Source organism: Pseudonocardia sp. N23, assembly GCF_002583555.1.
GTDB lineage: Bacteria > Actinomycetota > Actinomycetes > Mycobacteriales > Pseudonocardiaceae > Pseudonocardia.
This window is the reverse complement of record NZ_BEGX01000057.1, coordinates 216,073-229,694: the sequence shown is the minus strand read 5'-3', so window position 1 is coordinate 229,694 and position 13,622 is coordinate 216,073. Positions and strand designations below refer to the sequence as shown.

The 13,622-nt window shown below is 73.2% G+C and carries 11 protein-coding genes; 8 read left to right on the top strand and 3 right to left on the bottom strand.

Translation table 11 applies throughout. From position 1 onward, the window contains the following. Positions 1 to 183: 183 nt before the first annotated feature. A complete protein-coding gene (gene dnaE / locus TOK_RS17845; RefSeq protein ID WP_098958996.1) occupies positions 184 to 3,729 on the top strand; it encodes a DNA polymerase III subunit alpha in 3,546 nt (1,181 codons plus the stop codon). A 130-nt stretch (positions 3,730 to 3,859) separates the two neighbouring features. Here the strand turns inward: dnaE and TOK_RS17840 are convergent, their stop codons facing one another. Further along, positions 3,860 to 4,720, bottom strand: a complete 861-nt coding sequence (locus tag TOK_RS17840; RefSeq protein ID WP_253258447.1) for a PaaX family transcriptional regulator C-terminal domain-containing protein — start codon at positions 4,718 to 4,720, stop codon at positions 3,860 to 3,862. A 40-nt stretch (positions 4,721 to 4,760) separates the two neighbouring features. On the opposite strand from TOK_RS17840, the gene TOK_RS17835 reads away from it, so the two are divergent. Together TOK_RS17835 and TOK_RS17830 are read left to right on the top strand one after the other, a co-directional pair. Further along, positions 4,761 to 6,038: an adenosylmethionine--8-amino-7-oxononanoate transaminase gene (locus TOK_RS17835; RefSeq protein ID WP_098958995.1), complete on the top strand. Its 1,278-nt coding sequence runs from the start codon at positions 4,761 to 4,763 to the stop codon at positions 6,036 to 6,038. 330 nt (positions 6,039 to 6,368) lie between these two features. Further along, positions 6,369 to 7,898, top strand: coding sequence for a SulP family inorganic anion transporter (locus TOK_RS17830; RefSeq protein ID WP_098958993.1), 1,530 nt, complete (start codon positions 6,369 to 6,371; stop codon positions 7,896 to 7,898). Positions 7,899 to 8,113: 215 nt separating this feature from the next. Here the strand turns inward: TOK_RS17830 and TOK_RS17825 are convergent, their stop codons facing one another. Then, positions 8,114 to 8,893: a class I SAM-dependent methyltransferase gene (locus TOK_RS17825; protein WP_098958992.1), complete on the bottom strand. Its 780-nt coding sequence runs from the start codon at positions 8,891 to 8,893 to the stop codon at positions 8,114 to 8,116. Between the two features lie 106 nt (positions 8,894 to 8,999). Between TOK_RS17825 and TOK_RS17820 the strand changes: the two genes are divergently transcribed. The 5 genes from TOK_RS17820 to TOK_RS17800 all read left to right on the top strand — a co-directional run bounded on the left by TOK_RS17820 (position 9,000) and on the right by TOK_RS17800 (position 12,735). Beyond that, positions 9,000 to 10,139 (top strand): 8-amino-7-oxononanoate synthase, encoded by a 1,140-nt coding sequence (locus tag TOK_RS17820; protein WP_253258446.1) that lies wholly within the window; start codon positions 9,000 to 9,002, stop codon positions 10,137 to 10,139. Then, entirely contained in the window at positions 10,136 to 10,834 is a 699-nt protein-coding gene (bioD, locus tag TOK_RS17815) for a dethiobiotin synthase (RefSeq protein ID WP_098958991.1), read from the top strand. The genes TOK_RS17820 and bioD overlap by 4 nt, the downstream gene beginning before the upstream one ends. Further along, positions 10,831 to 11,874: a biotin synthase BioB gene (bioB, locus tag TOK_RS17810; RefSeq protein WP_172457623.1), complete on the top strand. Its 1,044-nt coding sequence runs from the start codon at positions 10,831 to 10,833 to the stop codon at positions 11,872 to 11,874. The genes bioD and bioB overlap by 4 nt, the downstream gene beginning before the upstream one ends. Then, the gene (locus TOK_RS17805; RefSeq protein ID WP_098958990.1) at positions 11,871 to 12,089 is read left to right on the top strand and encodes a hypothetical protein; all 219 of its coding nucleotides are present in this window, start codon (positions 11,871 to 11,873) and stop codon (positions 12,087 to 12,089) included. The genes bioB and TOK_RS17805 overlap by 4 nt, the downstream gene beginning before the upstream one ends. A 118-nt stretch (positions 12,090 to 12,207) precedes the next feature. After that, the gene (locus TOK_RS17800) at positions 12,208 to 12,735 is read left to right on the top strand and encodes a type II toxin-antitoxin system PemK/MazF family toxin (RefSeq protein ID WP_098959093.1); all 528 of its coding nucleotides are present in this window, start codon (positions 12,208 to 12,210) and stop codon (positions 12,733 to 12,735) included. A gap of 142 nt (positions 12,736 to 12,877) precedes the next feature. Here the strand turns inward: TOK_RS17800 and TOK_RS17795 are convergent, their stop codons facing one another. Next, the gene (locus TOK_RS17795; RefSeq protein WP_098958988.1) at positions 12,878 to 13,558 is read right to left on the bottom strand and encodes an LON peptidase substrate-binding domain-containing protein; all 681 of its coding nucleotides are present in this window, start codon (positions 13,556 to 13,558) and stop codon (positions 12,878 to 12,880) included. Between the last annotated feature and the right edge of the window lie 64 nt (positions 13,559 to 13,622).

Here is a 13,622-nt window from a genome sequence, read left to right as displayed (position 1 = left end):
GGGCCGCCAGCAGGCGATACCGCGCAGCCCGGCGGCGGTGTCCGGAGCTGTCGGTGCGCGGGGCTAATCTGGGTTCCTCCTCGTCGGCCGCCCCCGGATGCCGGCGTGGGGTCACGGCACGCGCCCCGAGGGCGCCCGACGGCACCGCGCCCACCGGCGCGAGGACGGAGCAGACGGGTCCCCATGACAGCCGCCAGCACGGACAGCTTCGTCCACCTGCACACCCACACCGAGTTCTCCATGCTCGACGGTGCTGCGCGGCTCGACGACCTGTTCCGCGAGTCGGCCAAGATGGGCATGCCTGCCCTGGCGATGACCGACCACGGCAACGTCTACGGGGCCTACGAGTTCTGGCGCAAGGCCAACGCGGCCGGGGTCAAGCCGATCATCGGCATGGAGGGCTACCTCGCGCCCGGCAGCCGCCACGAGCGCAAGCGCACCTCGCTCGGGGCGAAGGACGCCGACAACCCCGACCTGATGTACACGCACATGACGATGCTGGCCGAGAACACCGAGGGGATGCACAACCTCTTCCGGCTGTCCTCGCTCGCCAGCCTCGAGGGCTACTACTACAAGCCCCGGATGGACCGCGAGCTGCTCGAGACCTACGGCAAGGGCATCATCGCGACCACCGGCTGCCCCTCGGGCGAGGTCGCGCGGCTGCTGCAGCAGGGCGACTTCGACGCGGCGTGCCAGTCCGCGTCGGACTACCGCGACATCTTCGGCAAGGACAACTTCTTCTGCGAGTTGATGGACCACGGCATCGACATCGAGAAGCGGGTCCAGGAGGACCTCTTCGCGCTGAAGAAGAAGCTCGACCTGCCCGGCCTGGCCACGAACGATCTGCACTACACCTACGCCGACGACACGAAGTCGCACGAGGTGCTGCTCTGCGTGCAGACCGGCAAGACCATGTCGGACCCGAACCGCTTCAAGTTCGACGCGCAGGACTTCTACCTCAAGTCCGCCGCCGAGATGCGCGCCCAGTGGGACCCGATCCACCCCGAGGCCTGCGACAACACGCTGCTGATCGCCGAGCGGGTGAACGTCTCGTTCACCGAGGGTCAGGACCTCATGCCGGTGGCACCCGTCCCCGAGGGGGAGACGGAGGAGTCGTGGCTGGTCAAGGAGGTCGAGAAGGGGCTGCACGCGCGGTTCCCGAACGGCGTCACCGAGCAGTACCGCAAGCAGGCCGAGTACGAGCTGTCCGTCATCATCCAGATGGGCTTCCCCGGCTACTTCATCGTCACCGCAGACCTCATCCAGCACGCCAAGAAGGTCGGCATCCGCTGCGGCCCCGGGCGCGGCTCGGCGGCGGGCTCCCTGGTCGCCTACGTCCTCGGGATCACCGACCTCGACCCGATCAAGCACAAGCTGATCTTCGAGCGCTTCCTCAACCCCGAGCGCATCTCGATGCCCGACATCGACATGGACTTCGACGAACGTCGGCGCGGCGAGATGATCCGCTACACGACGGAGAAGTACGGCGAGGACCGGATCGCGCAGATCATCACCTACTCCACGATCAAGGCGAAGGCCGCGATCAAGGACTCGGCACGCGTGCTGTTCGGCCAGCCCGGCTACTCCGTGGCCGACCGGATCACCAAGGCGATGCCGCCCGCGATCATGGGCAAGGACATCCCGCTGTCCGGGGTGTTCGACCCGGCGCACAAGCGCTACTCGGAGGCCACCGAGGTCCGCGCCCTCTACGAGGCCGACGCGCAGGTCCGCGAGATCATCGACACGGCGCGGGGCCTGGAGGGCCTCAAGCGCCAGTGGGGCGTGCACGCGGCGGGCGTGATCATGTCGAGCAAGCCGCTGCTCGACGTCATCCCGATCCAGCGCCGCGAGGCCGACGGCTCGATCATCACGCAGTTCGACATGGGCGCCTGCGAGACGCTCGGGCTGCTGAAGATGGACTTCCTCGGCCTGCGCAACCTCACGATCATCGACGACGCGCTCGAGAACATCGAGCTCAACGGCAAGCCGTCGCTGGTCATCGAGGACGTCGGGCTCGAGGACCAGAAGACCTACGACCTCCTGGCCCGCGGTGACACCCTCGGGGTCTTCCAGCTCGACGGCGGCCCCATGCGCGACCTGTTGCGCCGCATGGCCCCCACCGAGTTCGACGACATCTCGGCCGTCGGTGCCCTGTACCGGCCGGGCCCGATGGGCGCCAACGCGCACAACGACTACGCCGACCGCAAGAACAAGCGGCAGGAGGTCACTCCGATCCACCCGGAGCTGGCCGAGCCGCTCAAGGACATCCTGGGTGAGACCTACGGCCTGATCGTCTACCAGGAACAGGTCATGGCGATCGCCCAGAAGCTCGCGGGCTACACGCTCGGCAAGGCCGACCTGCTGCGCCGCGCCATGGGCAAGAAGAAGAAGGAGATCCTCGACAAGGAGTACGCCGGCTTCGCCCAGGGCATGAAGGACCACGGCTACTCCGCCGCCGCGGTCAAGACGCTGTGGGACATCCTGCTGCCGTTCTCCGACTACGCGTTCAACCGCGCGCACTCCGCGGCCTACGGGCTCGTCTCCTACTGGACGGCGTATCTCAAGGCCAACTACCCGGCCGAGTACATGGCCGCGGTGCTCACGTCGGTGCGCGACGACAAGGACAAGGCCGCGATCTACCTCGCCGAGTGCCGGCGCATGGGGATCACGGTGCTGGCGCCCGACGTCAACGAGTCGGTGCGCAACTTCGCCCCTGTCGGCAAGGACATCCGCTTCGGCCTCGGCGCCATCCGCAACGTCGGGTTCAACGTCGTCGACGCGATCGTCGCGGCACGTAAGGAGAAGGGCGACTTCCTCGACTTCTCCGACTTCCTGCGCAAGGTCGACGCGGTCGTGTGCAACAAGAAGGTCATCGAGTCGCTGATCAAGGCCGGTGCGTTCGACTCGCTGGGGCACTCCCGCAAGGGCCTGCTCCTCGTGCACGCCGACGCGATCGACGCCGTGATGAGCACGAAGAAGGCCGCCTCGATGGGGCAGTTCGACCTCTTCGGCTCGATGGACGGCGAGACCGAGACCGACCCGGCGCTGGCCGGCATCTTCGACGTCAAGGTCCCCGACGACGAATGGGACACCAAGCACCGTCTCGCCGTCGAGCGCGAGATGCTCGGCCTGTACGTGTCCGGCCACCCGCTGCACGGCCTCGAGGGCGTGCTCGCGGCGAAGGCCGACACCCCGATCCAGAACATCCTCGACGGCACGGTCGGCGACGGCGCGCAGGTCACCGTCGGCGGCATCCTCGCGGGGGTCAACCGGCGGGTGAACAAGAACGGCGAGCCGTGGGCGTCGGCCCAGATCGAGGACCTCGCCGGTGGTATCGAGGTGCTGTTCTTCCCGCGGGCCTATCAGGTCGTCGGGATCGACGTGGCCGAGGACGCGATCGTGCTGGTCAAGGCCCGGGTGTCCAAGCGCGACGACAGGGTCTCGCTGATCGCCAACGACCTCGCCGTCCCGGACCTGCAGGTCGCGGGGGAGGAGAACTCCTCACCGGTCGCGGTCAGCCTCGCGGCGAGCCGCTGCACCCCGCCGATCGTCGCCAAGCTCAAGGACGTGCTGCACAACCATCCGGGCACCCGCCCGGTGCACCTGAGCCTGGTCAACGGGACCCGGACCACGGTCCTGCGCCTCGACGACGCACTGCGTGTCACGGCCAGCTCGGCGTTGATGGGCGACCTGAAGGCGCTGCTCGGCCCCGGTTGTTTCGGCGGCTGACCACCCGACCCGACCCGACCCGGTATGTGGCCCGGCGCCGGGACCTCATGCGGGTGATCCGGTCGGACAGGTAGCCGAACAGTGGCACGCTGACCAGCCCGATCGCGGCTGCGATCCGGACCGGGCGGTGTCAGCCGATCGCGGACCGCTCGTCCCATCGCCGCCGCGCGGGACCTTCCCAGCGCGAGTGCAGGGTGTCGAACAGCTCGGCCGCCCGGGTGCCCGCCCACTCCCGTGGCAGCAGCGCCGCCGGCAGCCGCGGGTCGAGGAACGGGAACCGGCGCCAGGTGTGCACCAGCTGGACCTGCCGGACCATGATCTCGTCGGGGTCGGCCGGGCCCGGGGCGCCGAAGTCGGCGATGAACTCCTCGTAGGCGGCCTCGACCTCGGCGAGGTCCCACGCCTGGGCGACCATGTCGGCCTCGGCGCCGATCGTCCCGAAGGGCCCGACGAAGGAGCTGGTCACCTCGTCGAGCTCCAGGTCGGCCACGACCTGTGCGACCTCGGCCTGCTTGCCCGGGTCGGGGGAGATCCACACCCCCGGGGACGGGGAGCCCATCCCGGCCCACGCCAGCCGGGTGCGCAGCCGGTGGCGCAGCTGCCGCCGCGACTCAGGGACGCTGACCAGCAGGACCAGCCAGCGGCCGTCCCACCCCGCGGCGGGGGAGCCGAACCCGTAGATGCGGGCGGCGCCCTCGGACAGCAGCCGCTGCCCGGACTCGGAGAGCGACCAGCGGACCCGGCGACCTTCCCGGTCGGAGGTGAGCAGGCCTTCGGCGGCGGTGCGCGCCAACGCCTGCCGGGCCGACTTCTGCTCGACTCCGAGGCGGCCCATGACGTCGACGAGAGCCTGGGTCCAGACCGGCTGTGCACGCGGCAGGACGAACTCGCCCAGGACCGTGAGCAGCATCGACCGCGCGCTGGCGGACCCGAGCTCGCGGCGGCGCGAGATGGCCGGGCGGCCCGCTGGGTCCTCGGCGGCGACGGACATCGGGCCAGCGTAGACGGCGGGCGAACTAGGCTCGCGGGCCGTGACCCCTGACGATCTCCTCGCCGCCGACCGTGACCTGGTGTGGCATCCGTACGCCCCGATGCCCGGGACGGTCGCGCCGCGCGCGGTCGTGTCGGCCGAGGGGGTGCGGCTGCGGCTCGCGGCGGGCGACCGGACGGTCGAGGTCGTCGACGGCATGTCGTCGTGGTGGGCGGCCATCCACGGCTACCGCCACCCGGTCCTCGACGCCGCGGTCACCGGCCAGCTGTCGACGATGAGCCACGTCATGTTCGGCGGCCTCACCCACGGGCCGGCCGTGGCGCTGGCCCGCACTCTGGTCGACCTCGCGCCGGGCGAGCTCGCCCACGTCTTCCTCTCCGACTCCGGGTCGGTGTCGGTGGAGGTCGCGATCAAGATGTGCCTGCAGTACCAGCGCTCCCGTGGGCGCCCCGGCAAGCACCGGCTGCTGACGTGGCGCGGTGGCTACCACGGCGACACGTTCGGCGCGATGAGCGTCTGCGACCCCGACGGCGGCATGCACTCGCTGTGGCGCGACGTCCTGCCGCAGCAGGTGTTCGCGACCGCGCCGCCCCGGGAGTTCGAGACGGGCTACGTCGCCGAGCTGGCCCGGCTCGTCGAGACCCATGCCGACGAGCTGGCTGCGGTGATCGTCGAACCCGTCGTCCAGGGCGCGGGCGGGATGCGCTTCCACGATCCCCGCTATCTGCACGTCCTGCGCGAGCTGTGCCTGGCCAACGACGTGCTCCTCGTCTTCGACGAGATCGCCACCGGCTTCGGCCGCACGGGGGAGATGTTCGCCGCCGACCACGCGGGCATCGCACCGGACGTCATGTGCGTCGGTAAGGCGCTGACCGGCGGGTACCTGAGCCTGGCGGCGACACTGTGCACCCCCGAGGTGGCTCGCGGCATCTCCGACGGCGAGGCCGGGGTGCTGATGCACGGCCCGACGTTCATGGGCAACCCGCTGGCCTGCGCGGTCGCGGGGGCCTCTCTCGGGCTGCTGCGCGACGGTGACTGGCGCGGCCGGGTCGCCGCGATCTCCGAGCGCCTGCGCACCGGGCTCACCCCGGCCCGGTCGCTGCCCGGCGTGCGCGACGTGCGGGTGCTGGGCGCGATCGGGGTCGTGCAGCTCGACCACGACGTCGACATGGGTGCTGCCACCGATGCGGCGATCGCGGCGGGGGTGTGGCTGCGGCCCTTCCGTGACCTCGTCTACACGATGCCTCCCTACGTCTGCACCGCCGACGAGATCGCGACGATCACCGCCGGGGTGTGCGCCGCCGCCGCGGTGGGCTGAACCGCCACCCAGGGTGCTCTGCGCCATGATCCACTCGATCGAGGTCCGGGTCCGGCGATCGGGTGGCCGTGGGCCGTCCGGGCCGGGCTCGTGGTGATCATCGGGGCGAGGCGATCCGGCGGACGGGGCAGCGACCGTGGTGCGGGCCGCCCCCATGATCACCCGCAGTCGGGCAGCACCGGACCGAACGGGCATGTCGGGCGTCAGGCCGGGAACCGTAGGTGGCGTCCGCGGGTTGGCGATCATGGGTGCGCCGCGCCCGACGACGCGGCGCACCCGATCGGGTGCGTTGCCGCACACCATCATCCGCCCGCACCGGAGGCCGAACGCATGACCCCGCGCCCGCCGCACCAGCCACCCGAACCCCACCCGCCGCGCACCCGCGCCACCCAGCACGCCCCGCCCCGGCCCACACCGCTGCGCGCCGACCTCGGGGCCTCGCTCGTCGTCTTCCTCGTCGCCCTCCCGCTCTCGCTCGGCATCGCCCTCGCCTCCGGCGCACCGCTGCTCGCCGGACTCGTCGCCGCCGTCGTCGGCGGTGTCGTCGCCGGCCTGCTCGGCGGGTCACCCCTGCAGGTCAGCGGGCCCGCCGCCGGCCTGACCGTCGTCGTCGCCGACCTCGTCACCCGCTTCGGCTGGGGTGTCACCTGCCTGATCACCGCCGGAGCGGGCGTGGTCCAGGTCCTGTTCGGTGTCGCCCGGGTGGCCCGGTTCGCCCAGGCCGTCCCGCCAGCCGTCGTCCACGGGATGCTCGCCGGCATCGGCATCACCATCGCGCTGGCCCAGCTCCACGTCGTCCTCGGTGCCACCCCGGCCGCCTCGCCCACCGCCAACGCCACCGCCCTGCCCGGCGCGGTCGCGGGCGCCGACCTCGCCACCGTCGCCGTCAGCGCGGTCGTCGTGCTCGCGCTGCTCACGTGGCCGCGGATGCCCGCCCGGGTCCGGGCGGTCCCCGCGCCGCTGGTCGCCGTCGTCGTGGCGACGCTCGTCGCGCTCCCGCTGGCCTCGGTCGCCCGTGTCGACCTGCCCGGCGGCCTGGTCGACGCGATCGCCCTGCCGGTCCTGCCCACCGGCGGCTGGGCCGCCGTCGCCGGGGCGGTGCTGACCGTCGCGCTCGTCGCGAGCGTGGAGAGCCTGCTCTCGGCGATGGCCGTCGACCGCATGCACGGCGGCAGCCCGACCCGCGCCGACCGGGAGCTGCTCGGCCAGGGCGCCGCCAACGTCGTCTCGGGCATGGCGGGCGGGCTGCCCGTCACCGGTGTCATCGTGCGCAGCGCGGCCAACGTCCGGGCCGGCGCCCGCACCCGGGCTGCGACGGTCCTGCACGGCGTCTGGATCGCGGTGTTCGCCGTCGCACTCGCGGGCCTCGTCGAGTCCGTGCCGCTCGCGGCGCTCGCCGCACTGCTCGTCGTCGTCGGGTTGCAGCTGGTCAAGCCCGCCGACGTGCGGACCGCCCGCGGCCACGGGGACCTGCCGGTCTACGTCGTCACCGTCGCCGGGGTGCTCGTCACCGGCCTGCTCACCGGCGTCGCCGCCGGGTTCGCCACCGCGGGGCTGCTGGTGCTGGTGCGGGTCGTGCGCTCGCGGGTGCGGTTCCACGCCGGAGACGACGGGCCGGGCACCGTGGCCGTCGAGGGCACGGTGAGCTTCCTCGCGGTGCCGCGGCTGCAGCGGGTGCTGGCCGGGGTCCCCGCGGGCAGCGACGTCCGCGTGCACGTCGCCGCCCACTACCTCGACCACGCGGCACGCGAGCACCTCGACACGTGGTCGTCGCGGCACCGCGCCACCGGCGGCGCCGTCGAGGTGCGCTACGCCCCGGCCGGGCCTCCCCGCCCGGCCCCCGCCCCGGCCCGCATCTGAGCTACGCGCATCCGTCCGGGGCGCATCCGTCCGGGGCGCATCCGTCCGGGGCGCATCCGTCCGATGACGGCGATCGCGCGCAACCTCACGGTGACGGCCGGGAGTGGCAGCAGTGAGGTTGCGCGCGGCGGCGGTCCGCACGCCGCGCGCAACATCATGGTCGTGCGTCAGGCCGCGGACGGCGCAGAGGGTGCGCGCGGTGTTCCGGTCCGGGCTCAGGCCGGCTTGGTACCGACGATCCCGAACAGCCTGATGGTCGCCCGGATCGGCAGGCCCTCGTGCAGGAACGGCTGCGCCGCCTCGACGCACGCCGCGTGGAAGGCGTCCTCGCCGGCGGTCTGGATCGCCTCGTAGGCCGGGCCGCTGGCGGCGAGCCCGCGCGCGTAGTGCTCGACGTCGGCGTACTCCATGACGAACGGGACGTCGACCAGCTCGCCCGCCTCCAGCCCCGCCGAGGCGAGGAACGCGGCGGCGACGCCGGGCTGCTTGAGCCCGACCATCGCGGACTGGTGGCCGATCTGCTGCTGCGTCGCGAGCCGGAACGGCGCGAGCAGCCGCCCGCCGGGCGTCGCGGCCATGTCGCCCCAGAACGTCAGCGCCACCCGGCCGCCGGGCCGCAGCACGCGGGCGACCTCGGTGATCGCGGCCGGTGTCGTGCCCCAGATCCCGCGGAAGCTCGTGACCAGGTCGAACGACGCGTCGTCGAACCCGGACTCGGCCATGTCACCGACGCGGACGTCGCAACCCGGGTTGCGCAGCCGCGCCACCTCGACCAGCCGTGGCGACGCGTCGATCCCCGAGACCCGGGCCCCGGCGACACCCGCCAGCTCCATCGACAACCCCGCGCCGCAGGCGACGTCGAGCAGGTCGACCCCCGGGCGTACGTCGAGGAGCCGGTGCACGAACACGTACTCGCGCACCGCGTGCGGCTCGGCGAGGGTCGCCCAGTCGACGGCCTTGCGGCCCCAGCCCTCGTCGACCATCTGCCAGCTCATCTACCGGGTCCTCCTCGACATGGGCGGCGCTGCTCGACCGATCATGGCCCGCCTGCCCGCGCAGCGTCACATGCGCACGGGTGACGCGGGCGCCTATCGTCCGGACGTGGCCGACAATCCGGAGCACCCACTCGACTGGCTCGACCGCGCCGCGGCGGACCGCCGGGCGACCGGGCTGCGCCGCTCGCTACACCATCGCGGCGCCGATGAACTGCTGCTCGACCTCGCGGGCAACGACTACCTCGGCCTGTCGCGCGACAAGCGCGTCGTCGATGCCGGGGTCGCCGCCCTGCGGACGTGGGGCGCCGGGTCGACGGGGTCGCGGCTGGTCACGGGCAGCACCGAGCTGCACGCCCGGCTCGAGGAGGAGCTGGCCGCGTTCACCGGGGCCGAGGCCGGGCTGGTGTTCTCCTCGGGCTACGCCGCGAACATCGGCGTCGTGACCGCGCTGTCGGGTGCGGGCTCGCTCGTGGTGTCCGACGCGGCGAACCACGCCTCGATCGTCGACGCCTGCCGGCTCTCCCGGGCCCGGGTCGCGGTCACCCAGCACGCCGACGTCGCCGCCGTCGACGCCGCGCTCGCCGCCCGCACGGAGGGACGCGCGCTCGTCGTCACCGACGCCGTCACCTCCGCCGACGGCACCCTGGCCCCCCTCGACGCGCTGCACGCCGTGTGCCGGGCGCGCGGTGCGGTCCTCGTCGTCGACGAGGCACACGGCCTCGGGGTGTGCGGCGACGGCGGCCGTGGGCTCGCCGCCGAGCTGGGCCTCGCGGGTGCCGACGACGTCGTGCTCACCGTGACGCTCTCCAAGGCCCTCGGCAGCCAGGGTGGCGCCGTGCTGGGGCCGCGCCGGGTCGTCGAGCACCTCGTCGACGCCGCCCGCACGATGATCTTCGACACCGGCCTCGCGCCCGCCGCCGCCGGTGCGGCCCTTGCCGCGCTTGCGGTCCTGCGCGACGAGCCGGGGCTGCCCGCCGCCGTCCTGTCCGCAGCCGCCGCGCTCGCCGCCGCGGCCGGGGTGCCGGCGCCGCCGTCGGCCGTCGTCCCGGTCGTGCTGGGCGAGCCGGAGCGGGCGTTCGCCGCCGCGCAGCGCTGCGCGGAGCTGGGCGTGCGGGTCGGCTGCTTCCGGCCGCCGTCGGTGCCCGAGGGCACGAGCAGGCTGCGGCTCACCGCCCGCGCCGACCTCTCCGGCGCCGAGCTCGACCGCGCGCGCCGGGTCCTCACCGAGGTGCTGCGCACCGCATGAGCGTTCTCGTCGTCACCGGCACCGGAACGGATGTCGGGAAGACCGTCGTCACCGCCGCGGTCGCCGCGGTCGCGCTCGCGCGGGGTGAGCGGGTCGCCGTGCTCAAGCCGGCCCAGACCGGCATCGCCCCGGGGGAGCCCGGTGACCTCGCCGACGTGACGCGGCTGACCGGCGGCGCCGTCACCACCCGCGAGCTGGGCCGGTTCCCGGACCCGTTGGCGCCCCTCACCGCAGCCCGGCGTGCCGGTATGGACCCGGTGACGCCGCGGGCGGCGGTCGCCGCCGCCCGCGAGCTGGAGCGCGACCACGATCTCGTCCTCGTCGAGGGGGCGGGCGGGCTGCTGGTGCGGTTCACCGCCGACGGGACCCTCGCCGACGTCGCGGCGGGCCTCGGTGCCGCGGTCCTCGTCGTCGCCGCCGCGGGGCTGGGCACCCTCAACCACACCGAGCTGACGACCCGCGCGCTGCGGGCCGCGGGGCTCGTCTGCGCCGGAATCGTCGTCGGAGCCCTGCCCGGGTCGCCCGATCTCGCGACGATCTGCAACCTCACCGATCTGCCGGAGGTGACCGGGATCCCGCTGGTCGGAGCCCTGCCCGACGGTGCGGGTGCCCTCGACGCCGCCCGGTTCGCGACGGTTGCGCGTCACAGTCTGGGGGCCCCGCTCGGCGGGAAATGGCAGACTCCGCAACCGTGAGCATCTCGACGACGTCGACGTCGGACCGCGCGGGCACGCCCGCCGCCGGCGACATCCTGGCGACAGCCCGCGAGCAGGTGCTCGAACGAGGCGAGGGCCTGACGCAGGAGCAGGTGCTGGAGGTCCTGCAGCTGCCCGACGAGTCGCTCGACGACCTGCTGGCCCTGGCCCACGACGTCCGCATGCGCTGGTGCGGCCCGGAGGTCGAGGTCGAGGGCATCATCTCGCTCAAGACCGGCGGCTGCCCCGAGGACTGCCACTTCTGCTCGCAGTCCGGCCTGTTCGCCTCGCCCGTGCGCGCCGCCTGGCTCGACGTCCCGATGCTGGTCGAGGCGGCGAAGCAGACCGCGAAGACCGGTGCCACGGAGTTCTGCATCGTCGCCGCCGTCCGCGGGCCCGACGAGCGGCTGATGGCCCAGGTCGCCGCCGGTGTGGCCGCGATCAAGGACGCCGTCGACATCAATGTCGCCTGCTCGCTGGGCATGCTCGACCCCGACCAGGTGACGCGCCTGGCCGAGATGGGCGTGCACCGCTACAACCACAACCTCGAGACGGCGAGGTCGTACTTCCCCAACGTCGTCACCACCCACACGTGGGAGGAGCGCTGGGAGACCCTGCGGCTGGTGCGGGAGGCCGGCATGGAGGTCTGCTGCGGCGGCATCGTCGGCATGGGGGAGACGCTGGAGCAGCGCGCGGAGTTCGCCGCGCAGCTCGCCGAGCTCACCCCCGACGAGGTGCCGTTGAACTTCCTCAACCCGCGGCCCGGCACGCCCTTCGGCGAGCTGGAGCAGATGTCGGGTCCCGACGCGCTGCGCACCGTCGCCGCCTACCGCCTCGCGATGCCGCGCACGGTGCTGCGCTTCGCGGGCGGCCGCGAGATCACCCTCGGCGACCTCGGTGCGCGCCAGGGCCTGCTGGGCGGGATCAACGCGGTCATCGTCGGCAACTACCTGACGACGCTGGGCCGCCCCGCCGAGTCCGACATCGACCTGCTCGGCGAGCTGCAGATGCCGATCAAGGCCCTCAACGAGACCCTGTGAGCGCGCCCGTGGCCGAGCCAGCAGCGGGTGGCGCCGCGGAGTTCTGCGACCAGTGCGGCGGGCCGTCCGTCGACGTGGGCCACGAGCGGTGCGCGTCCCGGCGCACCCTGGAACCGCCGCGCTTCTGCCCGCAGTGCGCGCGGCGGATGGTCGTGCAGGTCGATCCCTTCGGCTGGACGGCCCGCTGCAGCCGACACGGCGAGACGCACTCCTGACCTGCCGGCGCCCGACCCTGTCGGTGCCTGAGCCTGTGCGCCTGAGCCTGTCAGCGCCTGACCCTGTATTCAGAGGGGAGGCGTCGGTCGGCGGGCGCGGCCTGACATGCTGTCGCGCATGGCGAACTGGGGGAACCTGCTCAAGCAGGTCGTCGACGTCGGGCTGAAGCTGCTGAGCAGCCCGAAGCAGGAGCAGCGCAGCACGCCCGCCCCACAGCGGCAGCCCGCGCCGCGTCCCGGCGGCGGTTCCGGGGCCCGCACCGCCCCGACCGCCGACCGCGCCCGCAGGGTCGCCTACGCGCCCGACCTCGACGGTGCCGCCGACCCGGGCGAGATCGTCTGGGCCTGGGTGCCGTTCGAGGAGGACGCGAGCCAGGGCAAGGACCGGCCGCTGCTCGTCGTCGGCAAGGGCGGTGGTGATCTGTTGGGGCTCATGCTGTCGAGCCAGCACAAGCGCGACGGCGACCCCGACTGGGCCGGGATCGGCACGGGGGCGTGGGACCGCGAGGGCCGCGAGTCGTTCGTGCGGCTCGACCGCGTGCTCGAGATCGGTGAGCACGACATCCGCCGTGAGGGCGCGATCCTCGACCGCGACCGCTTCGACCGTGTCGCCGACGTGCTGCGGTCCCGCTACGGCTGGAGCTGACAGAGCGGCGCCGGGCGCGGTGGACCCGCGCCGAGCCGGAGGTGAGACTGCGCCCGACCATGACCAGTCCCGTGTCGGGCTCGGCGAGCTCGGGCGCCGCGTCCACAGCGGAACTCAGGAGGCCGACGTCGGGGGCAGAGCGTCAGTTCTGGCTCTGCTCCACCGCGAACGTCGTCATCGGGGCGGGGACGGCGCGAAGCTGGCCGAGCAGCCCCGTCTCGCGCACGAGCAGCGCGCGGACCAGCCGCAGACGTTTGGTCGGGCAGGTCTGCTCCAGCAGGCGCTGGCGGTCGCCGATGGGCAGCAGGCAGTCGGCGGCGAGCACGTGCGGCAGGTTCGCCGGCCCGATGTCGCCGGCCGGTTCGGACCAGTCCTCGCTCTTCCACGCGGTCGCACAGTAGCGGCGGTGGGCGTCGCGGGCGGCGGCGCTGAGGTAGCGGGTGGTGCCGGCGGGCTCGTCGTCGAGCGGCTCGTCGGGCAGGAACTCGACGGTGCCCGTGAGGTAGGGCTTCTCGGTGTCGTCGATGGCGAGCAGCCGGAACCGTTGCACGCCACGGGTCACGATGTCGTAGCGGCCGTCGGGCAGGCGCCGGACGTCGAGCAGCTCGGCGGTGCACCCGACGGTGTGCAGCGCGGCGAGGCCGTCGTCGTCGGGGGTGAAGCCCTCGCGCACGGCGACGACGCCGAACCGCTTCTCCGGCACGGTGCCGGTGACGAGGTCGACGGTGAGCTGGCGGTAGCGCGGCTCGAAGATGTGCAGCGGCAACGAGGACCCCGGCATGAGCACGGTCCCGAGCGGGAACAGGGGGATCGTCGTCGTCACCTGTTCACGGTACGACGGCCCGGCCGACCTCGCCCGGCGGCCGCAGCACGGCGAAGGCGTCGGT